Source organism: Pseudomonas sp. LTGT-11-2Z (assembly GCF_003691445.1).
In the GTDB taxonomy this organism is placed as follows: Bacteria; Pseudomonadota; Gammaproteobacteria; order Pseudomonadales; family Pseudomonadaceae; genus Aquipseudomonas; species Aquipseudomonas monteilii.
Genome location: NZ_CP033104.1, coordinates 1,771,531 through 1,791,341 on the forward strand (window position 1 = coordinate 1,771,531; position 19,811 = coordinate 1,791,341).

A 19,811-nucleotide genomic window follows, 5' to 3' on the forward strand; every position below is an offset into this window, starting at 1 on the left:
CCATGCGCGTACTGATTGCTGAGCATGATCATGCTCGTTACGCCGCGCTTTTGCGTGAAGGCGCGCCTGATGTGGAAGTACTGACCAGCGGTGATTCCGCCGAACTGGCCCGCCAGGCACCACAGTGCAAGGTGTGGCTGGGCCAGCCGGACCTGCTGGCGAGCTTGCTGCGCCAAGGCCACAAACCGGACTGGATGCAGTCGACCTGGGCGGGTATCACGCCGTTGCTGGCCGATGGCTTGCCGCGTGACTATCGGCTGACCCGCGCAGTAGGCATCTTCGGCCAGGTGATGGCCGAGTACATGCTTACCTACATGCTCGGCCACGAACGCGAGGTGCTGTCGCGCCTGGTCAGCCAGGTGGAGCGGCGCTGGGACGCTCGCCCAGGACGTACGCTGGAAGGGCGCAAGGTGCTGATCGTGGGCACCGGCGATATTGGCCAGCGCGTAGCCGAGTTCCTGCAGCCGTTTGGTGTGGTGTTGTATGGGGTTGCCAGCAGTGCCCGGGAGCAGGCACCGTTCGTCGAGGTGGCGGCACTGGCCGACTTGCCGCGCATGGTTGGCCAGGTCGACTACGTGCTCAACCTGTTGCCGGATACCCCGGCGACCCATGACCTGTATGACGCGGCGCTGTTCAAGTGCTTCCAGCCGAGCACGCTGTTCATCAATGCCGGGCGAGGCGCGGCGGTGGTGGATGCGGACCTGGTCGAGGCGCTGAAGGAAGGGCATCTGGCCGGTGCGGTGATCGATGTGTGCCGCCAGGAACCACTGCCTAAACAGCACCCGTTCTGGACCGCCTGGGGCTTGCTGCTGACCGGACACAGCTCGGCACCCACCTCGCCGGCGGCGATGGTGCGGCTGTTTGTCGAGAATATGCAGGCGTATGAAGCGGGGCAGGGGTTGCGGGGTGAAGTGGATTTTGCCCGGGGCTATTGATTTGTAGTGCCTGTACTGGCCTTTTCGCGGGCATGCTCGCGAAAAGGCCAGTAAGGCCATCACAGGGCTTACAGGCTGAAATCACCCTCGGCAGCCAGCTCGCTCAATGGTTTGCGCGGGCTCGGCACTTCACGTGCCTGCAACGCCTCATCCAGGCTGGCCTTGTCACCCAGTTTGCCGATCGCCACCATGGCATGCAGCACATAACCTTCAGGAACCTTCAGCTCCTGACGCGCCAGGTCCTGGTCGAAGCCGGCCATGCCATGGGTGTGCCAGCCGCTGATGCTGGCCTGCAGGGCCAGGTGTCCCCAGGCGGAACCGGTGTCGAAGGTATGCCACAGGGCCGGCTTTTCCTCCGTGGCGCCCGGGGCGGCGAAGGTGGTCTTGGAAATGATCAGCACCAGTGCCGAGGCCTGTTGTGCCCAGCTGCGGTTGAACGGCACCAGCAGGTTCAGGTAACGCTCCCAGTTTGGCGTGTCGCGGCGGGCATACAGGAAGCGCCAAGGCTGCGAGTTGTACGCCGACGGAGCCCAACGGGCGGCTTCCAGGAAGCTCAGCAGGGTCTCTTCGCTGATCGGCTCGGCGGTGAAAGCACGCGGCGACCAGCGGTTGATGAACTGCTCGTTGATGGCGTAATCGGCAATGCGAGGGTTGGCGCTCATGACAGCTCCTGCAAAAGGACGGGAAACCCGCACGCTACTGAGTCCCGTCGCGACTGACAAGCGGTCTGGCTTTGCGCAAGGTCAGGCTCTAGACTGGCGCCGCCGCGCGCCGTGGCCCAACGATGAATGCAGGAAACCGTGTGATGATCGCTGAAAACGCGCCGTTCTGGCGGCGCAAGACCCTCGAACAACTCAGCCCGCCAGAGTGGGAGTCGCTGTGCGACGGCTGCGGCCTGTGCTGCCTGCAAAAGCTTGAGGACGAGGACGACAACAGCGTCTATTACACGCGCATCGCCTGCAAGCTGCTGGACCTGCACACCTGCCAGTGCAGCGACTATCCCAACCGCTTCGCCCACGTGCCGGACTGCATCCAGCTCACTCCGGGCAAGGCCGACCAATTCAAGTGGCTGCCAAGTACCTGCGGTTACCGCTTGGTCAGCGAGGGCAAGGACTTGCCCGCCTGGCACCACCTGGTCTGCGGCGACCGCCAGCAAGTCCATGAACAGCGCATTTCCCAGTCGGGGCGTATGCTCAGTGAACACGATGTGCACGAAGACGACTGGGAAGACCACCTGATCTTCCGCGCCAGCTGACCGGAGCGGCCCGCTGCCACGGGGAAACAAGGAGTTTCTGTATGCGTTGCCAGCTGTTGCTGTTGTTGGGCCTGATGGCCAGTTCGCCGGCCTGGGCGAAAAAGGTCGACCTCGACTACCAGGTGCGTTTGTTGCCTGCCAGTGGCCAGGCTGAAGTCCGCCTCACATTGGCCGAAGGCAGCGCCGTGCGCAGCCTGGACTTCGACCTGGGCAAGGCCGGGGCCTACAGCGGCTTCCAGGCCGATGGCCAATGGCAACTGCAGGGGCAGCGCGGTGTGTGGCAGCCGGCGGCCGGCAAGACCAGTCTCAGCTACCGCGTGCAGTTGGACCAGAAGCTCGCCAGCGGTGCCTATTCTTCGCGTGTTACCCCGCACTGGGCGTTGTTCCTCGGTGACCAGCTGGTGCCGCCCGCGCGCCTTGATCAGCAGGATGGCACCGAGCTGGTGGCACGCCTGGCGTTCGACCTGCCCGAGGGCTGGAAGAGTATCGAGACCTCCTGGCCGCGCATCGGCAAGGACAAGTTCCGCATCGACAACGTTTCGCGCCTGTTCGACCGCCCCACTGGCTGGATGCTGGCCGGCGACCTGGGCAGCCGCCGTGCTCGCCTGGGCGATACCGAGGTCACCGTGGCCGCACCGGTGGGGCAGGGTATGCGGCGTATGGACAGCCTGACCCTGCTGACGTTCGTATGGCCGCAGTTGCAGGCGGTGTTCCCGCGCAATCCGCCGAAGCTGCTGCTGGTCGGTGCCCGTGACGGCATGTGGCGTGGTGCAATGGCGGCACAGGGTTCGCTGTACCTGCACAGCGCCCGGCCGATGGTAAGCGAGAACGGCAGCAGCCCGTTGCTGCGCGAAGTGGTTCAGTTGTTTGCGCAGATCCATGGGCGTGACGGCAGTGACTGGCTGGTGGAAAGCCTGACCGACTACTACGCCAGCGAGTTGCTGCGCCGTTCGGGCGGGGTGAGCGATGACCGTTACCAGGCCTGGCAGGCACGCCTGAGCAAACAGGGCGCCAAGGTAACCCGGCTCAAGGGTGAACGCGCCAGCCCTGCCCAGGTGGCACGTGGGGTGATGCTGTTGCAGGCACTGGACAAGGAAATCCGTATCCATACCCAGGCCAAGCGTTCGCTGGACGATGTAGTACGCGGGTTGATGCGTCTGCCCAGCGTGAGTACCGAAGACTTCGTGCAAATCAGCGAGAACGTGCTGGGGCGCGAGTCCGAGGTGTTGCAGAGCAAGTCGTTGCGCTAGATATCTCTATCGCCTGTACCGGCCTCTTCGCGGGTACAGGCAGTACAGAAATCAACGTCCAGCCAACGGATCCTGCCCAGTCACCGACACCCCTCTGGTCGCCGCCTTGGCACTGGCCTTCAACGCTTCCAGCTCCGCCGCGCTGCGTTCTATGTCCGAACGCAACCGGTGATATTCCTGGCGATGCCGCTGCCACCACGCCTTGGTGGAGCAATGCCCGCTGACCCCGCGTGCCACCGCAACGCCTCCCACCACCATTTGCAGCAAACCAATCAGGCCGCCATGGCGCAGCCCCTTGCTGAACATCAACGCGCCACCGGCCAGCGAGCCGACCCGTTCCAGGCCATGGACATTGTGCTTCGCGTTATGGATATCGAGCATGGCAATGCCTCCTTGTGAAGTGTAAGCAGCTGACCCTTTTACCCTCGCCAGGGTTCAGTCGGTGCGCCCGGCGACATCCCGTGTCGTGCAGAAGGCTCATCCACGCTGGGTTTCGATCCAGAAGAGCAAGACCGGTGCTGTTCTGACGGAGTTCGGCACCTGGCCGCCCTGCTATTGCAGTGGCGGCCTTTTTATTACTTGAACTTCGGCCCCGAGCGGGTATTCAGCCCCTTGGCCATGCGGTCGTACAACACCACATTCACCGTCGCCGCAAGGTTCATGCAACCTTCGGTCGGTATGTAGATGGTCTCTTCACACCAGCCCCGCACATCCTCGCTCAACGAGCCGTCCTCTGGCCCGAAGATGTAGATGGCGCGGTCCGGGTGGGTGTATTCGGGCAATGGCCGCGCACCCTCCACCAGCTCCACCGCCACCGGTGTGCAGCCCAGCGGGATGATGCGTTGCAGGTCGTCGATGCCGATCAGGGGAATGTCGTAATGCACGCGCTTGGTGTCGGTGACGAAGTCACGCGCGCGTTCGTAGCGTTTGCCGGTGTAGAACACCGAATTGACGCCGTAGCAGCCCGCCGCGCGCATCACCGAGCCGACGTTTTCTGGCGACTTAGGGTTGAACAGGCCGATGCAGCTGTATCGTTTGTTTGCCACGTACCGGGGCCCTTCGCGAAAAAAGCGCGATTATACGGGCTGCCCGGTAGCAGCGGGGGGCGAATCGATGGTCAGTCTTTCTTCAACATGCCCGCCAGCCCGGCGAACGGGTTGTGGGTGGCCTTGGCGATGCTCGGGGTGCTGGTGGAGCCTTCGCTGAAGTACTGCTGGTCGGTGTAGCGCGAGTGCTCGTTGTCGTGGCAGTACAGGCACAGCAGTTCCCAGTTGGAGCCGTCCTGCGGGTTGTTGTCGTGGTTGTGGTCGCGGTGGTGCACGGTCAGCTCGCTCAGGCGCTTGCCAGAGAACTCGCGGGCGCAGCGGCCGCACACGTGCGGGTACATTCTCAGGGCCTTGTCGCGGTAGCCCATTTCCTTGTCACGCTTGGCATCGGCCAGGATGCGGTCGAGGCGCGCGGTGGCGGCGGCGGAAGAGGTGGAGCTCATGGTGTTTCCTTTGTTCTGATCAGGCAAATGACGGTTATGTCATTGAGTCTAGCGCGCTTGCAGGGCGGGCGGACAGGCGAAAGCTTTGATTTAGGCGTAGCCTGTAGGAAGGTTCCCGACAGGAGGTTGCTGATGGTTCACGCGATCCTCACCGTGTTGTTGTTGGCTGGCTTGCCGCTGGCCGAAGCGGCAAGCACGCCACCCCGGTTGACGACGCCTGTGCCTGGTGCACCGGGTACGCCGACGCCCACGCCATATCCGCAGATAACCCCGAGTACGCCGCCCAAGGCCTATGACAGCCAGCCGGGGGCGCCGCTGTTGCCGCCCATGCCGGTGCCGGGGCCACCGAAGGACCAGCCATTGCCGGGGCTACGGCAGGAGCCGCCGAAGCCGGCGGTGCAGGATGATTAGGGCTATACGGCTTTAGTTTTTTGGCGCCTGTGAGATCGAGCGCCGCGCGGGCGGCGCTCGGTTTCACAGGCGCAGAAAACCTATCGGCGAACCCTCCAAACCTCACACCATACCCAGCTCGCCAAACACGAACGCATATTCCAGCGCCACATCCTTGAGCCCCTGGTACCGGCCGCTCATGCCCCCATGGCCAGCACCCATCTCGGTCTTGAGCAGCAGCAGGTTGCTGTCGGTCTTGCGGGTACGCAACCGCGCCACCCATTTGGCCGCTTCCCAGTACTGCACGCGGCTGTCGTTGTAACCCGCCACCACCAGCATCGCCGGGTAGGCCTGGGCTTTCACGTTCTCATACGGCGCATACGCCTTGATCCGCTCATACACCTCGGGCTCTTCAGGGTTGCCCCATTCGTCGTACTCGGTCACGGTCAGCGGCAGCTCGGGGTCGAGCATGGTATTGAGCACGTCGACGAACGGCACTTCGGCAATTGCACAGCGGAACAGCTCGGGGCGCAGGTTGAGCACCGCGCCCATCAGCAGGCCACCGGCACTGCCGCCACTGATGGCCAGGCGGTCAGAAGTGGTCACGCCCTCGGCGATCAGATGCTCCGCACAGGCGATGAAGTCGCTGAAGGTGTTGTGTTTGTGCTCCTGCTTGCCGGCGCGGTACCAGGCCTCACCCAGTTCACCGCCGCCACGCACATGGGCGATCGCAAAGGCCACGCCGCGCTCCAGCAGGCTCAGACGCGCATGGGAGAACCACGGGTCGAGGCTTTCGCCGTAGGCACCGTAACCGTACAAGTAGAGTGGCACGGTCTTGCCCAGGTCCTGGCGGCGACGCACCAGGCTGATCGGCACCCGGGTGCCGTCTGCTGCGCTTGCCCACAGGCGCTCACTCACATAGTCATCGGCATTGAACGCACCCAGTACAGGGGTTTGCTTGAGCACGGCCTGGGCGCCTGTGGCCAGCTCCAGCTGGCGCACCTGGGCTGGGCGGTTGAGTGCCTCGTAGCGCAGGCGTACGCGGGTGCTGGCGAACTCCAGGCTGTCCTGCACGTACAGGCTGTAGGCCGCGTCTGGGAGTTCGACGCGATAGGCCGGCAGAGCCTGCGGGCGTACTTCGATGATCGGCAGGCCGCCTTCGCGCAGGCTCAGGGTCAGGGCGCTGGCGTTCAGGCTGAGGCCTTCGAGCATGATCGTGTCGCGGTGTGCCACCAGCACCTGCCATTGCTGACGGCTTGGTACGGGTTTGGCCGGTGCGTGGTACAGGGCAAAGTTGATGCCGTCCTGGTTGGTGCGGATAAACCAGCGCCATTCGCCATCGAGCTGACCGTGGTCGGGGAAGTACTCGTGGCCTTCGACACGCGGGGCCAGGCAGGTAAACGGCGCCTGTGGAGTTTCGGCGTCCAGTACCCAGGCTTCGCTGGTGGTTTTGCTGTTCAGCAGCAGCACCAACTGGCGCTCGGAGCTGGTGCGGTAGCAGTGCAGGAAAAAGCGCCCGTCGGGCTCTTCGAACACGGTCTGGGCACCGTCGTTGCCCAGGGTGTGGCGGCGCAGGCGCCATGGCCGGTGGGTGTCATCCAGTTCGGCGAAGAACAGCGTCTGGCTGTCGTTGGCCCAGGTCAGGCTGCCGTCGCAGTCGTCGAAGGGCAGGGCAGTGACGTTGCCGTTGGCCAGGTCTTTGACGTACAGGGTGTAGATTTCGTCGCCGCTGGTGTCGAGGCTGTAGGCCAGCAGGCGGTGGTCGGGGCTGACGTTGAAGGCGCCCAGCGACAGGAAACCACCCTTGGCCAAGGCGTTGGGGTCGAGCAGCAGTTGCTCCTGGCTTTCATCGACCGTATTGGCGTCGTCGGCCGGACGAGGGCAGCGGTAATGGCGTGGGTATTCGTCGCCAGCGGTGGTGCGGGTGTAATAGAGGTAAGGGCCCCAGGGAGACGGCAGCGACAGGTCGGTTTCCTGGATGCGGCCCTTGATTTCTTCGAACAGTTGCTCGCGCAAGGGGGCCTGGTCAGCCAGGCAGGCTTCCTGGTAGGCGTTTTCGGCTTGCAGGTAGGCGAGCACCTCGGGGGTGTCGCGCTGTTGCAGCCAGGCGTACGGGTCGCTGGTGTTGTCGGCGTGGGCGATGGGCGGCTGGGGCTTGTTGGGCATTGGTGATCTCTTGGCTAGGGACAGGCAAACACTGTCTGCGCCCGGAAAAGTGTTTATCATAGGCGTCTCTTTGCCTGGCTTGCACGAACACCATGACCGAGAACGACTACACCTTCGCCTGGGGCCTGTACGCTGTGGCCGCTTTGGGCTGCCTGCTGGTGGGCTTCAAGCTCACCGGCTGGATGTGGCGCTGGCTGCGCGAACCGCTGCGGGTGGTGCTGGCGGTGCTGTTGCTGACCCCGACCGTGGTCGACCCGGTCAAGGACAGCTTCGCCCCGGCCATCGCCATCACGGCCCTGGATGTCGCGTTCAAGGTCGGCAACAACGCCTGGCGTGCGGTTTCCGACTTCGCCATGTACGGCATGATCGCCTTCGGCCTGTATTTCCTCTTCGTGTTGCTGCGCTGGCCACTGGAAAAGCGCGCCCGCGAGCGCCGTGCGCAAGCCGAGGCTGCTGCCCAGCGCCAGGCGACCGAAGATGACCAGCTCTCCGCCCAAGCGCCCTTGGCTGCCGATCGCGGTGACCGTTACCGCGACGACCCACGCCCTGCCGCACCGCGCGGCAATGGCCGGGTCGAGCCCCGTCTGTAAGCGCAGGAGACACGCCTATGTGCGAACTGCTGGGCATGAGTGCCAACGTCCCTACCGATATCGTTTTCAGCTTCACCGGTCTGATGCAGCGCGGCGGGCGTACTGGCCCGCACCGTGACGGCTGGGGCATCGGCTTTTACGAAGGCCGTGGTCTGCGCCTGTTCCAGGACCCGGCAGCTAGCAGCGAATCGGAGGTGGCCAACCTGGTGCAGCGCTACCCGATCAAGAGCGAGGTGGTGATCGGCCATATCCGCCAGGCCAACGTCGGCCGGGTGTGCTTGTCCAACACCCACCCGTTCGTGCGGGAAATGTGGGGCCGCAACTGGTGCTTCGCGCACAACGGCCAGCTGGGCGACTTCAAAGGCCTGGCCAGTTTCTACCGGCCGGTCGGCGACACCGACAGCGAAGCGGCCTTCTGCGACCTGCTCAACCGCATCCGCAGTGCGTTCCCCGAGCCGGTGCCGGTGGAACAGCTGCTGCCGGTGCTGGTCGAAGCCTGTGCCGGCTACCGTGGCCAGGGCGTGTTCAACTGCATGCTCAGTGATGGCGACTGGCTGTTCTGCTTCTGCTCGACCAAGCTGGTACACATTACCCGACGTGCGCCTTTTGGTGCCGCGCGGTTGAAGGATGTCGACCTGATCGTCGATTTCCATACCGAAACCACCCCCAACGACGTGGTCACAGTGATCGCGACCGAGGCCCTGACCGAAAATGAGACCTGGCAGCGCTACGAGCCGGGTCAGTGGGCCCTGTGGCGGCACGGCGAGTGCGTGGCGCACGGCCAGAGCTAAGGACGCTGCATGTTCAGAAGTTACCTGCGGTTGCTGCTGTTCACCTTCGGCCTGCTGGCCGGTATTCAGGTCCCGGGGCTGGTCAAGGACTACAGCCAGCGGGTCGAGGCGCACCTGTTCGAATCGCGCGAGGCGCTGGATGGCTTCCGGCAAACGGCCGAGCGTTTTTTCAAGGGCGACTTGCAGGCGCTGCTGCAGCATTACCGCAGCAGTGACGACCCGGTGTTCAACAGTGATGCCAACAGCATCGAAAGCCTGATGATCCGCAACGAACTGCTGGAAAACGAATGGCAAGCGCTGCAAGGGCCGTGGGCGCAGCGTACCTGGCATGTGCTGATGCAGGCTGATCCGCAGTTGCGGGAAGAAACGCTGAATGGCTACAGCTACCAGATTCTGTTGGTCCCCGAGGCGGTCGGCTGGGGTGTCGGGGCCGGGTTTGTGCTGGCCTTTGTGGTTGAGAGCCTGTTGCTGGGGATTGGCTGGGTGATCCTGGGCGGGCGGCGTGGCGCGGTGAAAGAGAGCTGGCGCTGACGTTCGCCTCGATCTCACAGGCGAGGAAAACCTAACGGCGAACAGCTACGAAGCTAGCACAATCCGCTGCCCACCCACATCTCGGGCATACAGCTCCAGTACCTGCCGGCAAACCCCGACCACTTCATCCACCAGCGCCACCCCGGTCTGCCAGGCCACCACCAGCTCCAGGCTGGGCGGGGGCTGTAGCCCTTCCAGCAACACCAACTCACCCCGGCCCAACTCGGCATCCACCAACGCTGGCGGCAACGCGCCAATACCAAAACCATCGCGCAACAACCGGGTAATCGCCGCCACCGAGTTCACGCAGTTCAGCCGCGGTGCCTCAGCCCCCGCAGCTTGCAGCAAGCTCAGCACCTCTTGGTGTGGCCGTGAATTCTTCGAAAACGTAATGATCCGCTCGCGCCCAAGTTCGGCCAGCGATGCGTAGTCGCGGTGCTGGTGCGAGCCTGCGGCCACTACCCAGCCCATCGGGTAACGCGCCAGGTCCAGGCTGCGGATCGACTGCTCGCGCAGCAGGTCGGTCTGCAGGATCACGTCGAGAAAACCCTTCTGCAGCTGCTCGCGCAGGTTCAGCGCAGTGTCGGCCACCAGTTCGATTTCCACCTGTGGGTAGCGCTCGGTCAGCTCCGCTACCAGTGCGCTCATCCAGGTGTGGATCACGGTGTCCATCACCCCGATACGAATGCGCCCAACCTTGGCCCGGTCGCTGTCCAGCGACTGTTTCATGGCCTTGGCGGTTTCCAGCATGCGTTCGGCGTATTCCAGCACTTTGCCGCCTTCCGGCGTCAGGCTGACCCCGCGTGAGTCGCGCAGCAACAGCTTCACGCCAAGGTCTGCTTCCAGCGCGGCAATGCGGCTGGACACCGAGGCTTGAGTGGTGAACAGCTTTTCTGCGGTCAGGCGGAAGCTTTTGAGCCGGGCGACCCAGACGAAGGTTTCGAGGAAGCGAAGGTTCATGATCAGTTTTTCTTGTTCCAGACCGGCGGTTTTTCTCGTTGGACGCAGGCGGCGTGGCCTCTGAACAATGGTGCCCAGGCCGCGACGCTTTTATGTCGCCCATAAAACAATACCAACAAGCCGAGGCATCCATGAACCCCACCGGCGTGCAGCAGCAGGTCAGTTCCCCATCTTCGTCCGGGCCTTTCGCCTGGTACCGCGATATCGACAAACAGCAGCGGCGCACGTTCTGGAGCTGCAAGATCGGCTATGGCCTGGACGGCATGGACACGCAGATGCTCAGCTTCGTCATCCCTACGCTGATCATGCTGTGGGGTATCACCACCACCGAAGCCGGGTTGATCCACACCAGCACGCTGATCGCTTCCGCCGTAGGCGGCTGGGTCGCCGGCATCCTCTCCGACCGCATCGGCCGGGTGCGCACCCTGCAATTGACGGTGCTGTGGTTCGCCTTCTTCACCTTCCTGTGCGGCTTCGCCCAGAACTACGAACAACTGCTGATCGCCCGCACCCTGATGGGCTTTGGCTTCGGCGGTGAATGGACCGCCGGCGCGGTGCTGATCGGCGAGGTGATCCGCGCCCAGGACCGTGGCAAGGCGGTGGGCATGGTGCAATCCGGCTGGGCCATCGGCTGGGGCCTTACGGCGATTCTCTACGCGCTGCTGTTCTCCTGGCTGCCGCCAGAGCAGGCCTGGCGTGCGCTGTTCCTGCTGGGGCTGGTACCCGCTGTCTTCGTGATCTTCGTCCGTCGCCTGGTCAAGGACCCTGAGGTGTACCGCGAGGCCAAGGCGGTGGAAAACGCCGAGGCACCTTCGCACTTCTACGAAATCTTCGCCCCGGGCATGCTCTGGACCACTGTACGTGCGTCCTTGCTGACCACCGGCGCACTGGGCGGCTACTACGCCATCACTTCGTGGCTGCCGACCTTCCTCAAGAACGAGCGCGGCCTGAGCGTGCTGGGCACGGGTGGCTACCTGGCCATGGTGATCGTCGGTTCCTACGTGGGCTATGTGGTCAGCGCTTACCTGTCCGACCTGCTGGGGCGCAAGAAGAACTTCATCCTGTTCGCCGTGGGCTCGTTCGTCATCGTGCTGCTGTACACGCAGATGCCGGTCAGCGATGGCGTGATGCTGTGGCTGGGCTTCCCGCTGGGCTTCTTCGCTTCGGGCATCTTCAGCGGTATGGGGGCGTTCCTCACCGAACTGTTCCCTACGCGCATTCGCGGTTCGGGGCAGGGCTTTTGCTACAACATCGGCAAGGTCGTTGCGGCACTGTTCCCGTTGCTGATCGGCATGCTTGGCCAAAATGTGCCGCTGGGCTTGGGTATCGGTGTGTTCTCTGCTGTGTCCTACGGGATTGTCATCGTGGCCGCCTTGAGCCTGCCGGAAACCCGCGGCAAACAGCTCAAGGCGCGGTAAGGTAGGGCTATGGACAACAACAAGGGAGACCGCGTGGTGGAACGCCTGCTACTCAATTGCGACATGGGCGAGAGCTTCGGCAGCTGGCGCATGGGCCTGGACGCCGAGGTGATGCCCTACATCGATTGCGCCAACATCGCCTGTGGCTACCACGCGGGTGACCCCAGCATCATGCGCCGCACCGTGGCCCTGGCGCTGGAGCATGGGGTGACCATCGGCGCGCACCCCGCTTACCCGGACCTGGTCGGCTTTGGCCGCCGCTCCATGGCTTGCAGCCCGGAAGAAATCCGCGACCTGCTGCACTACCAGATCGGTGCGTTGGAGGGGATCTGCAAAGTGCTGGGGGGCCGCGTGGCCTATGTGAAACCCCATGGCGCGCTGTACAACGACATGATGGCCGACCCGCTCAAGCTGCGCACCGTGCTGGAGGCCGTGGCAGCCTACGACAGCAACCTGCCGCTGATGCTCATGGCCACTGCCGACAACCGTGCTGCCCAGGCTCTGGGCGATGAAGTCGGCGTGCCGCTGTGGTTCGAAGCGTTCGCCGACCGCGCCTACACCGCCAGTGGCCACCTGGTGTCGCGGCGCCTGCCTGGGGCGGTGCATCACGACCCGGCACTGGTCGTTGAACAGGCCGTGCGTCTGGCTCGGGGCGACACTCTGGTGGCGGACGATGGCAGTGCCCTGCGCCTGCACGCCAGCACCCTCTGCGTGCATGGCGACAACGACAGTTCGGTGGCAGCGGTGCGGCAGATACGCCAGGCCCTTGATGCCATGGAGGCACGATGAAGCCGCGCATCGAAACGGTGGCCATCGACAGCCTGATGGTGCGCCTGTTCGATCGTATCGACGAGGCGAACATGCCCTGGATGCTCGCCGCCAGTCAGCGCCTGAGCGCCGCGTTCGGTAAGCACTTGCTGGACCTGGTGCCGTCCTATACAACCCTGATGGTGCAGTTCGACTTGCCGCCGGGTGAGGCGAGGGCGCTGATCTTCCAGGCGCTGGACGGTTTGCAGCCAGACACCGGCAGCGGCGGTCGGCGTCATGAGATTCCAGTCTGGTATGACGCCAGCGTCGGTCCTGAACTGCCCGTTCTGGCGGCCCGCAGCGGCTTGAGTGAAGCCGATGTCATCCGCTTGCACAGCGAGCGCGACTATCCGGTATTCGCTTTGGGCTTCGCTCCCGGTTTCGGTTTCATGGGCCTGGTGGACGGGCGCCTGGCCAGCCCGCGCCTGAGCACCCCGCGCCAGCGCGTGGCGGCGGGTAGCGTGGGCATTGCCGAGCGGCAGACGGCAGCGTATCCGGCGGTATCGCCGGGCGGCTGGAACCTGATTGGCCGTACTCCGGTGCGCCTGTTCGACCGGGATCGCGAGGGCTACAGCCTGTTGCAACCCGGTGACCGGGTGCGCTTCGTGCCGGTTTCGCGCAGCGAATTCCTGGCCTTGGGTGGTGATGTGGAGGCGCAGGGATGAAGCAGTTGAAGATCGAGGCCAGTACGCCGTTGTGCCAGTTGCAGGACGCGGGGCGCTTTGGCGTGCGCCACTTGGGCGTAACCCAGGGCGGTGCGCTGGACTGGGTGGCGATGCACTGGGCCAACTGGCTGCTCGGCAACCCGTTGGGGGCGCCGGTGGTCGAGGTAGCGCTGGGTGGGTTCTGCGTGGTGGCCGAACAGGCGTGTGTGCTGGCCTTGGCCGGTGCCGATCTGGATGCGCGGGTTGATGATCAGCCTTTGGCCCCCTGGCGCTGCTTTGCCCTGGCCAAGGGGCAGCGCTTGACCCTGAAGCAGCCTAAGCAGGGCGTTCGGGCTTATCTGGCTGCACCGGGCGGGTTCCTGGGCGAAGATGTGCTGGGCAGTTGTGCCACGGTGGTACGTGAAGAGCTGGGTGGCATTGATGGCCAAGGGGCTGCGCTGGTTAAAGGCCAGGCATTAGCGTTCACCGGTAGCGATGCAACCCTGCGCGAGGTGCCGCATGCGTTGCGGCCGCAGTACGCACAAAAGCCTGTGCTCGATTTGGTCATGGGCGCGCAGATCGGCGACTTCAGTGGTATCAGCCTGTTCGAGGCGTTCAACAGTGACTGGGCGCTGGACAGCCGGGCCGACCGCATGGGCATCCGCCTGCTGGGGCCGCAGCTGGTCTATCAGGGCGCGCCGATGATTTCCGAAGGCATACCGCTGGGGGCCGTGCAGGTGCCGCCAGATGGGCAGCCGATCGTGCTGCTCAATGACCGGCAGACCATTGGTGGTTATCCGAGGCTGGGGGCGTTGACGCCGCTGGCGTTGGCGCAACTGGCGCAGTGCATGCCGGGGGCAGTGGTGCGGTTCAGGGCGGTGGTGCAGGATGAGGCGTGGCGAGAGCAGCAGGCTTTTGGAGTGCGTTGGCTTTGAGATCTATGGGGCCGCAAAGCGGCCCCATACTCACTTGGACAGGTACCGCATCCCTTCCTCCAACCCCTGCAAGGTCAGCGGATACATCTTGTCTTCGATCAAATCCCGCACCAGATGGGTCGAAGCGGTGTAGTCCCAGGCCTGCTTCGGATACGGGTTGATCCAGATGATCTTCCTGAACTTCTCCATGAAGCGCAGCATCCACACATACCCGGCCTCTTCGTTCCAGTGCTCCACGCTACCCCCCGGCTGGGTGATTTCGTAGGGCGCCATGGCCGCGTCACCCACGAACACCACCTTGTAGTCGTCGCCATACTTGTGCAGCAGGTCGAAGGTGGAATACCGCTCCGAGGTGCGGCGCAGGTTGTTCTTCCATACCGACTCGTACACGAAATTGTGGAAGTAGTAGTACTCCAGGTGCTTGAACTCGGTCTTGCACGCCGAAAACAGCTCTTCGCACACCTTGATGTGCGCGTCCATCGAGCCGCCGATGTCGAACAGCAACAGCAGCTTCACCGTGTTGCGCCGCTCAGGGCGCATCTGGATGTTCAGCAACCCGGCATCACGCGCGGTGTGGTCGATGGTGCCGTCGATGTCCAGCTCTTCGGCAGCCCCCTCACGGGCGAACTTGCGCAGCCGGCGCAGGGCCAGCTTGATGTTGCGCGTGCCCAGTTCCACCTGGTCGTCCAGGTTCTTGTACTCGCGCTGGTCCCACACTTTCACTGCCTTGCCCTGGCGCTTGCCGGCTTCGCCCACGCGGATACCCTCGGGGTTGAAGCCGCCTGAGCCGAACGGGCTGGTACCGCCAGTGCCGATCCACTTGTTGCCACCGGCGTGGCGCTCCTTCTGCTCCTCAAGGCGCTTCTTGAATTCTTCGATCAGCTTGTCCAGGCCGCCAAGGGACTGGATCTGTGCACGCTCTTCGTCAGTGAGCGAGCGCTCGAATTCCTTGCGCAGCCAGTCTTCGGGGATCAGTGCCTCGATGTGCCGGTCGAGGTTTTCAAGGCCCTTGAAATAGGCGGCAAACGCCCGGTCGAACTTGTCGAAATGGCGTTCGTCTTTCACCAGAATGGCGCGGGCGAGGTAGTAGAATTCGTCCATGTCGGCGAACACCACGCGCTTTTCCAGGGCCTGGTGCAGGTCCAGCAACTCGCGTACCGACACCGGCACCTTGGCCGCGCGCATTTCATTGAACAGGTTGAGCAGCATGGCCCGGCTCCTGTCAGCGGTTGCCGCGCCGGCTCATGAAGGCCAGGCGCTCCAGCAGTTGCACGTCCTGCTCGTTCTTTACCAGTGCACCGGCCAAGGGTGGGATGGCCTTGGTCGGGTCGCGCTCGCGCAGCACCGCTTCACCGATGTTGTCGGCCATCAGCAGCTTCAGCCAGTCGACCAGCTCGGAGGTGGACGGCTTTTTCTTCAGGCCAGGTACCTTGCGCACATCGAAGAACACATCCAGCGCCTCGCTGACCAGCGACTGGCTGATGTTCGGATAGTGCACGTCGACGATCTGCTGCAGGGTAGTGCGGTCAGGGAAGGCGATGTAGTGGAAGAAGCAGCGGCGCAGGAAGGCGTCCGGCAGCTCCTTTTCGTTGTTGGAGGTGATGATGATGATCGGGCGCTGCTTGGCCTTGATGGTCTCGTCGATTTCGTAGACGTAGAACTCCATCTTGTCCAGCTCTTGCAGCAGGTCGTTGGGGAACTCAATGTCGGCCTTGTCGATTTCGTCGATCAGCAGGATGACCCGTTCTTCGGCCTCGAAGGCCTCCCACAGCTTGCCCTTTTTCAGGTAGTTGCGCACATCGTGCACCTTGTCCACACCCAGTTGCGAGTCACGCAGGCGGCTTACCGCGTCGTACTCGTACAACCCCTGATGGGCCTTGGTGGTGGACTTGATGTGCCAGGTGATCAGGCGCGCGCCGAACGAGGCAGCCAGCTGCTCGGCGAGCATGGTCTTGCCGGTGCCGGGCTCGCCCTTGACCAGCAGCGGGCGTTCGAGGGTGATGGCCGCGTTCACCGCCAGTTTCAGGTCGTCTGTGGCGACGTAGTCGCGGGTGCCTTCGAACTTCATGGGGTTGTCCTCTGTTGTAAGCCTGTATTGGCCTCTTGGCCGGTACAGGCAACACCTGTTTGTAAGTTGTTACCGACTATAACGCGGGGTCAGGCAGCTGCAAACGCAGACCGGGTATTCAGTCTCTGAATGCCCCGTCACATCTGCAGGCTTTACGGGCCTCGGGGGCAGGCTTACCCTTGAGGTCTTTCCCTGCTCTTTTTCATGCCAAGGACCCCTGCCATGAGCCGTATCTTTGCAGACAACGCCCATTCCATCGGTAACACGCCGCTGGTGCAGATCAACCGCATCGCCCCGCGCGGCGTGACCATCCTGGCCAAGATCGAAGGGCGCAACCCGGGCTACTCGGTCAAGTGCCGCATTGGTGCGAACATGGTCTGGGACGCCGAGAGCAGCGGCAAGCTCAAACCGGGCATGACCATCGTCGAGCCCACCTCGGGCAACACCGGTATCGGCCTGGCCTTCGTCGCCGCTGCCCGTGGTTACAAACTGAAGCTGACCATGCCCGCTTCCATGAGCCTGGAGCGCCGCAAGGTACTCAAGGCACTGGGCGCCGAACTGGTACTGACCGACCCGGCCAAGGGCATGAAAGGCGCCATCGAGAAGGCCAACGAAATCGTCGCGTCCGACCCGGCCCAGTACTTCCTGCCGGGCCAGTTCGAAAACCCGGCCAACCCGGCCATCCATGAAAAAACCACCGGCCCGGAAATCTGGAACGACACCGACGGCGCAGTCGACGTACTGGTGGCGGGTGTGGGCACCGGTGGCACCATTACCGGTGTATCGCGCTACATCAAGCACACCCAGGGCAAGGCCATTCTGTCGGTGGCCGTTGAGCCCGCTTCGTCGCCGCTGATTACCCAAACCCTGGCCGGCGAAGAACTCAAGCCCAGCCCGCACAAGATCCAGGGCATCGGCGCCGGTTTCGTGCCAAAAAACCTCGACCTGTCCATCGTCGACCTGGTGGAAACGGTAACCGATGAAGAGTCCAAGGCCATGGCCATCCGCCTAATGCAGGAAGAGGGCATCCTCTGCGGTATTTCCTGTGGCGCAGCCATGGCTGCCGCCGTGCGCCTGGCCGAAAAACCGGAAATGCAAGGTAAGACCATCGTCGTAATACTGCCGGATTCGGGCGAGCGTTACCTGTCGAGCATGTTGTTCAGCGACATGTTCAGCGAGCAGGAAAACCAGCAGTAATCGGCCTCGCCGCTGACCCGGCGCAACAATCGGCGGCCTGGTTTATTGCAAAATCTTCATGAATGCGATCCCGCCCGGGTTGTTTTTACCTCGGCGGGATCGGTTTATGATGGCAGGATGATTTTCAGGAGAGCAGGACGCGCAGCCCTGGCTCTTCCCCAAGGAGTGAAAGCATGACCTTTTCCTTTGCAGCCAAGGCGGGTGTCTTGCTGGTGTTTTTCGGCAGCGTGCTGTTCGTGCACCTGCGCGGCAAGGCCCGCCTGCCGGTGTTGCGCCAGTTCGTCAACCATTCGGCGCTGTTCGCCCCGTACAACGCCTTGATGTACCTGTTCTCCGGCGTGCCGTCCAAGCCCTACCTGGAACGTCAGCGCTTCCCTGAACTGGACGTGTTGAAAGACAACTGGCAGGAAATCCGCGAAGAGGCCATGCGCCTGTTCGACGAGGGCTACATCCGCGCTGCCGAGAAGGACAATGACGCCGGTTTCGGCTCGTTCTTCAAGAAAGGCTGGAAGCGTTTTTACCTGAAGTGGTACGACAAACCTCTGCCTTCGGCCGAAACGCTGTGCCCGCGCACCGTCGAGCTGGTCAGCAGCATCCCCAACGTCAAGGGTGCGATGTTTGCCCTGCTGCCTGGCGGCAGCCACCTGAACCCGCACCGTGACCCGTTCGCAGGGTCCCTGCGCTACCACCTGGGCCTGTCCACGCCCAACTCCGATGCCTGCCGTATTTACGTCGATGGACAAGCGTATGCCTGGCGTGATGGCGAGGACGTGATGTTCGACGAAACCTACGTGCACTGGGTCAAGAACGAGACCGACGTGACCCGCGTCATTCTGTTCTGCGACATCGAACGCCCGTTGAGCAGCCCGCTGATGACCCGCATCAACCGCCAGGTCAGTGCCTTCCTCGGTCGCGCCACCGCGCCGCAGAATACCGATGACGAGCGGGTGGGCGGGATCAACCAGGCGTATGCCTGGAGCAAGCGCTTCAGCAACAAGATCAGTGGCCATGTGAAGCAGTTCAAGCGTGCCAACCCCAAGGCCTACCGCGTGCTGCGGCCGGTGCTGGCGGTGTTGGTGGCCTATTTGCTTTATCGTTGGTTGTTCTGACCGGCAGGGCCGGCCTTTTTGCGGGTTTAGCCGCGAATTGGCCGGCTCAGGTTGTTGCCCAATCCAGCATTCACCGTTATATTCCGAAACACATATCTTCCCTGAAGACCTGAACATGCCAGCCAGCCCTTTCACCGCAAGCTTTGCCATCGCGCCAGTCGCGGGCATGGTCGTGCGTGGCAGCCAGCAGCCGGCCATGATCAGTCACTACCCACCACCTGTCAGTGGCGTTGTAGGCGGCGTAGCACCGCCTCCTTGCGTGGTCGTGCTGGGCTGATCGGCTTCTGGCCGAACCCTTTCGCACACGCAACCTACTGAACACGGTCGGCTACTTCCCCTGCTGAAGTCTACGCCCACCGTTCGGCTTATTTGCCCGAATACAGGTGCATACATGTCTGTCTTTTCCAAAACTTCCGTGGCCTCGGCGGCCACTACCAGCCTGTTCGTCCTGCTGTGGAGCAGCGGGGCGATCGTCTCCAAGCTGGGCCTGGCGCATGCCAGCCCGTTTGCCTTCCTGCTGTTGCGCTCGGCGCTGGCGCTGACGGGCCTGCTGTTGATCGGCCCGTTGCTGGGGCTGCGCTGGCCGCGTAGCCGTGGGGCCATTCTGCGTGCCCTGGGCACCGGGTGTGTGCTGCTCGGCGCCTACCAGATCTTCTATTTGCTGGCGCTCAATACCCATGTCACCCCGGGCGTCATGGCCACGGTGATGGGGGTTCAACCCATCCTTACCGTGGTGCTGATGGAGCGGCAACGTTCCTGGAGCCGTCTGTTCGGACTGGGGCTGGGCCTGGCTGGCTTGATCATGGTGGTCTACCAGGGCATCAACCTGGGCGGCGTGTCGCTGGCGGGGATGCTGTTCGCCCTGCTGGCGCTGGCCAGCATGACCTTGGGTTCGATCCTGCAGAAGCGCATCACCGACAACCCCATGGGCACGCTGCCGCTGCAGTACCTGGCCGGTTTTGCCATGTGTGCGCTGTTCGCGCCTTTGCAACCGCTGCAGGTCGAGTGGACCGGCGGCTTCATCGGCGCGCTGCTGTGGATGGGCCTGGTGGTCTCGTTGCTGGCGACCCTGCTGCTGTACCGGCTGATCGCCAAGGGTAACCTGGTCAATGTCACCAGCCTGTTCTACCTGGTGCCGGCAGTGACCGCAGTGATGGACTTCCTGATCTTCGGTAACCGCCTGGCACCGCTCAGCCTGCTGGGCATGGGGCTGATCGTGGTGGGCCTGCTGTTCGTGTTTCGCAAACCCGCTGCCCGGTTGGCCGAGGCGTAAGCC

23 protein-coding genes are annotated in these 19,811 nt (G+C 63.3%); 15 read left to right on the forward strand and 8 right to left on the reverse strand.

The features are described from left to right. Positions 1-2: 2 nt before the first annotated feature. Entirely contained in the window at positions 3-935 is a 933-nt protein-coding gene (locus D8767_RS08350) for a D-2-hydroxyacid dehydrogenase (protein WP_063977624.1), read from the forward strand. Positions 936-1,003: 68 nt separating this feature from the next. Here the strand turns inward: D8767_RS08350 and D8767_RS08355 are convergent, their stop codons facing one another. After that, entirely contained in the window at positions 1,004-1,597 is a 594-nt protein-coding gene (locus tag D8767_RS08355; protein ID WP_016711945.1) for a nitroreductase family protein, read from the reverse strand. A 143-nt stretch (positions 1,598-1,740) separates the two neighbouring features. Here D8767_RS08355 and D8767_RS08360 point away from each other — a divergent pair, with 143 nt between their 5' ends. Both D8767_RS08360 and D8767_RS08365 read left to right on the forward strand, forming a co-directional pair. Then, positions 1,741-2,190 (forward strand): YcgN family cysteine cluster protein, encoded by a 450-nt coding sequence (locus D8767_RS08360; protein ID WP_028700257.1) that lies wholly within the window; start codon positions 1,741-1,743, stop codon positions 2,188-2,190. Positions 2,191-2,231: 41 nt separating this feature from the next. Further along, a complete protein-coding gene (locus tag D8767_RS08365) occupies positions 2,232-3,440 on the forward strand; it encodes a hypothetical protein (protein WP_016711943.1) in 1,209 nt (402 codons plus the stop codon). Positions 3,441-3,491: 51 nt separating this feature from the next. Here the strand turns inward: D8767_RS08365 and D8767_RS08370 are convergent, their stop codons facing one another. From D8767_RS08370 to D8767_RS08380, 3 genes are all read right to left on the reverse strand, one after another. Continuing rightward, a complete protein-coding gene (locus tag D8767_RS08370) occupies positions 3,492-3,821 on the reverse strand; it encodes a DUF2892 domain-containing protein (protein ID WP_016711942.1) in 330 nt (109 codons plus the stop codon). Between the two features lie 194 nt (positions 3,822-4,015). Then, complete coding sequence (locus D8767_RS08375) at positions 4,016-4,486, reverse strand: RNA methyltransferase (protein WP_016711941.1); 471 nt, start codon at positions 4,484-4,486, stop codon at positions 4,016-4,018. A 71-nt stretch (positions 4,487-4,557) separates the two neighbouring features. After that, positions 4,558-4,929 (reverse strand): YajD family HNH nuclease, encoded by a 372-nt coding sequence (locus D8767_RS08380; protein WP_016711940.1) that lies wholly within the window; start codon positions 4,927-4,929, stop codon positions 4,558-4,560. A gap of 132 nt (positions 4,930-5,061) precedes the next feature. Between D8767_RS08380 and D8767_RS08385 the strand changes: the two genes are divergently transcribed. After that, the gene (locus tag D8767_RS08385; protein WP_016711939.1) at positions 5,062-5,340 is read left to right on the forward strand and encodes a hypothetical protein; all 279 of its coding nucleotides are present in this window, start codon (positions 5,062-5,064) and stop codon (positions 5,338-5,340) included. A gap of 102 nt (positions 5,341-5,442) precedes the next feature. Here the strand turns inward: D8767_RS08385 and D8767_RS08390 are convergent, their stop codons facing one another. Then, positions 5,443-7,485 carry a S9 family peptidase gene (locus D8767_RS08390; protein ID WP_016711938.1) on the reverse strand — a complete coding sequence of 681 codons (2,043 nt, stop codon included), beginning with the start codon at positions 7,483-7,485 and terminating at the stop codon, positions 5,443-5,445. A gap of 92 nt (positions 7,486-7,577) precedes the next feature. Between D8767_RS08390 and D8767_RS08395 the strand changes: the two genes are divergently transcribed. From D8767_RS08395 to D8767_RS08405, 3 genes are read left to right on the forward strand one after another with little or no spacing between them, the layout of a single operon-like run. Then, positions 7,578-8,075, forward strand: a complete 498-nt coding sequence (locus tag D8767_RS08395) for a hypothetical protein (protein ID WP_016711937.1) — start codon at positions 7,578-7,580, stop codon at positions 8,073-8,075. Between the two features lie 17 nt (positions 8,076-8,092). Continuing rightward, the gene (locus D8767_RS08400; protein ID WP_016711936.1) at positions 8,093-8,866 is read left to right on the forward strand and encodes a class II glutamine amidotransferase; all 774 of its coding nucleotides are present in this window, start codon (positions 8,093-8,095) and stop codon (positions 8,864-8,866) included. Between the two features lie 9 nt (positions 8,867-8,875). Next, the gene (locus tag D8767_RS08405) at positions 8,876-9,397 is read left to right on the forward strand and encodes a DUF2937 family protein (protein WP_016711935.1); all 522 of its coding nucleotides are present in this window, start codon (positions 8,876-8,878) and stop codon (positions 9,395-9,397) included. 45 nt (positions 9,398-9,442) lie between these two features. Here the strand turns inward: D8767_RS08405 and D8767_RS08410 are convergent, their stop codons facing one another. Then, positions 9,443-10,357 carry a LysR family transcriptional regulator gene (locus D8767_RS08410; RefSeq protein WP_016711934.1) on the reverse strand — a complete coding sequence of 305 codons (915 nt, stop codon included), beginning with the start codon at positions 10,355-10,357 and terminating at the stop codon, positions 9,443-9,445. A gap of 131 nt (positions 10,358-10,488) precedes the next feature. On the opposite strand from D8767_RS08410, the gene D8767_RS08415 reads away from it, so the two are divergent. The 4 genes from D8767_RS08415 to D8767_RS08430 are packed head-to-tail and all read left to right on the forward strand — an operon-like array spanning position 10,489 to position 14,161. Further along, positions 10,489-11,775: an MFS transporter gene (locus D8767_RS08415; protein ID WP_016711933.1), complete on the forward strand. Its 1,287-nt coding sequence runs from the start codon at positions 10,489-10,491 to the stop codon at positions 11,773-11,775. A gap of 9 nt (positions 11,776-11,784) precedes the next feature. Continuing rightward, the gene (locus D8767_RS08420) at positions 11,785-12,564 is read left to right on the forward strand and encodes a 5-oxoprolinase subunit PxpA (protein ID WP_016711932.1); all 780 of its coding nucleotides are present in this window, start codon (positions 11,785-11,787) and stop codon (positions 12,562-12,564) included. After that, on the forward strand, positions 12,561-13,247 hold the full coding sequence (pxpB, locus tag D8767_RS08425; protein ID WP_016711931.1) for a 5-oxoprolinase subunit PxpB: 687 nt from the start codon (positions 12,561-12,563) through the stop codon (positions 13,245-13,247). Before D8767_RS08420 ends, pxpB begins: the two co-directional genes overlap by 4 nt. After that, the gene (locus D8767_RS08430) at positions 13,244-14,161 is read left to right on the forward strand and encodes a biotin-dependent carboxyltransferase family protein (RefSeq protein ID WP_016711930.1); all 918 of its coding nucleotides are present in this window, start codon (positions 13,244-13,246) and stop codon (positions 14,159-14,161) included. Before pxpB ends, D8767_RS08430 begins: the two co-directional genes overlap by 4 nt. A 30-nt stretch (positions 14,162-14,191) precedes the next feature. Here D8767_RS08430 and D8767_RS08435 read toward each other — a convergent pair whose 3' ends face one another. Both D8767_RS08435 and D8767_RS08440 read right to left on the reverse strand, forming a co-directional pair. Beyond that, entirely contained in the window at positions 14,192-15,370 is a 1,179-nt protein-coding gene (locus D8767_RS08435) for a VWA domain-containing protein (RefSeq protein ID WP_016711929.1), read from the reverse strand. 13 nt (positions 15,371-15,383) lie between these two features. After that, positions 15,384-16,229: a MoxR family ATPase gene (locus D8767_RS08440; protein WP_012273667.1), complete on the reverse strand. Its 846-nt coding sequence runs from the start codon at positions 16,227-16,229 to the stop codon at positions 15,384-15,386. 222 nt (positions 16,230-16,451) lie between these two features. Here D8767_RS08440 and cysK point away from each other — a divergent pair, with 222 nt between their 5' ends. The 4 genes from cysK (at position 16,452) to D8767_RS08455 (ending at position 19,808) form a co-directional block, all read left to right on the forward strand. After that, positions 16,452-17,426 (forward strand): cysteine synthase A, encoded by a 975-nt coding sequence (gene cysK, locus D8767_RS08445; RefSeq protein ID WP_016711928.1) that lies wholly within the window; start codon positions 16,452-16,454, stop codon positions 17,424-17,426. A gap of 173 nt (positions 17,427-17,599) precedes the next feature. Continuing rightward, positions 17,600-18,535, forward strand: coding sequence for an aspartyl/asparaginyl beta-hydroxylase domain-containing protein (locus tag D8767_RS08450; protein ID WP_016711927.1), 936 nt, complete (start codon positions 17,600-17,602; stop codon positions 18,533-18,535). A 115-nt stretch (positions 18,536-18,650) separates the two neighbouring features. Then, on the forward strand, positions 18,651-18,812 hold the full coding sequence (locus D8767_RS28665; RefSeq protein WP_016711926.1) for a hypothetical protein: 162 nt from the start codon (positions 18,651-18,653) through the stop codon (positions 18,810-18,812). Between the two features lie 114 nt (positions 18,813-18,926). Continuing rightward, on the forward strand, positions 18,927-19,808 hold the full coding sequence (locus D8767_RS08455) for a DMT family transporter (protein WP_016711925.1): 882 nt from the start codon (positions 18,927-18,929) through the stop codon (positions 19,806-19,808). Positions 19,809-19,811 lie beyond the last annotated feature (3 nt).

What these genes read in the sequence shown, in the direction of transcription:
- D8767_RS08350 (WP_063977624.1), top strand. Translation starts at nt 3, where the DNA reads ATGCGCGTACTGATTGCTGAGCATGATCATGCTCGTTACGCCGCGCTT.
- D8767_RS08355 (WP_016711945.1), bottom strand. Translation starts at nt 1,597, where the DNA reads ATGAGCGCCAACCCTCGCATTGCCGATTACGCCATCAACGAGCAGTTC.
- D8767_RS08360 (WP_028700257.1), top strand. Translation starts at nt 1,741, where the DNA reads ATGATCGCTGAAAACGCGCCGTTCTGGCGGCGCAAGACCCTCGAACAA.
- D8767_RS08365 (WP_016711943.1), top strand. Translation starts at nt 2,232, where the DNA reads ATGCGTTGCCAGCTGTTGCTGTTGTTGGGCCTGATGGCCAGTTCGCCG.
- D8767_RS08370 (WP_016711942.1), bottom strand. Translation starts at nt 3,821, where the DNA reads ATGCTCGATATCCATAACGCGAAGCACAATGTCCATGGCCTGGAACGG.
- D8767_RS08380 (WP_016711940.1), bottom strand. Translation starts at nt 4,929, where the DNA reads ATGAGCTCCACCTCTTCCGCCGCCGCCACCGCGCGCCTCGACCGCATC.
- D8767_RS08385 (WP_016711939.1), top strand. Translation starts at nt 5,062, where the DNA reads ATGGTTCACGCGATCCTCACCGTGTTGTTGTTGGCTGGCTTGCCGCTG.
- D8767_RS08390 (WP_016711938.1), bottom strand. Translation starts at nt 7,485, where the DNA reads ATGCCCAACAAGCCCCAGCCGCCCATCGCCCACGCCGACAACACCAGC.
- D8767_RS08395 (WP_016711937.1), top strand. Translation starts at nt 7,578, where the DNA reads ATGACCGAGAACGACTACACCTTCGCCTGGGGCCTGTACGCTGTGGCC.
- D8767_RS08400 (WP_016711936.1), top strand. Translation starts at nt 8,093, where the DNA reads ATGTGCGAACTGCTGGGCATGAGTGCCAACGTCCCTACCGATATCGTT.
- D8767_RS08405 (WP_016711935.1), top strand. Translation starts at nt 8,876, where the DNA reads ATGTTCAGAAGTTACCTGCGGTTGCTGCTGTTCACCTTCGGCCTGCTG.
- D8767_RS08410 (WP_016711934.1), bottom strand. Translation starts at nt 10,357, where the DNA reads ATGAACCTTCGCTTCCTCGAAACCTTCGTCTGGGTCGCCCGGCTCAAA.
- D8767_RS08415 (WP_016711933.1), top strand. Translation starts at nt 10,489, where the DNA reads ATGAACCCCACCGGCGTGCAGCAGCAGGTCAGTTCCCCATCTTCGTCC.
- D8767_RS08420 (WP_016711932.1), top strand. Translation starts at nt 11,785, where the DNA reads ATGGACAACAACAAGGGAGACCGCGTGGTGGAACGCCTGCTACTCAAT.
- pxpB (WP_016711931.1), top strand. Translation starts at nt 12,561, where the DNA reads ATGAAGCCGCGCATCGAAACGGTGGCCATCGACAGCCTGATGGTGCGC.
- D8767_RS08430 (WP_016711930.1), top strand. Translation starts at nt 13,244, where the DNA reads ATGAAGCAGTTGAAGATCGAGGCCAGTACGCCGTTGTGCCAGTTGCAG.
- D8767_RS08435 (WP_016711929.1), bottom strand. Translation starts at nt 15,370, where the DNA reads ATGCTGCTCAACCTGTTCAATGAAATGCGCGCGGCCAAGGTGCCGGTG.
- D8767_RS08440 (WP_012273667.1), bottom strand. Translation starts at nt 16,229, where the DNA reads ATGAAGTTCGAAGGCACCCGCGACTACGTCGCCACAGACGACCTGAAA.
- cysK (WP_016711928.1), top strand. Translation starts at nt 16,452, where the DNA reads ATGAGCCGTATCTTTGCAGACAACGCCCATTCCATCGGTAACACGCCG.
- D8767_RS08450 (WP_016711927.1), top strand. Translation starts at nt 17,600, where the DNA reads ATGACCTTTTCCTTTGCAGCCAAGGCGGGTGTCTTGCTGGTGTTTTTC.
- D8767_RS28665 (WP_016711926.1), top strand. Translation starts at nt 18,651, where the DNA reads ATGCCAGCCAGCCCTTTCACCGCAAGCTTTGCCATCGCGCCAGTCGCG.
- D8767_RS08455 (WP_016711925.1), top strand. Translation starts at nt 18,927, where the DNA reads ATGTCTGTCTTTTCCAAAACTTCCGTGGCCTCGGCGGCCACTACCAGC.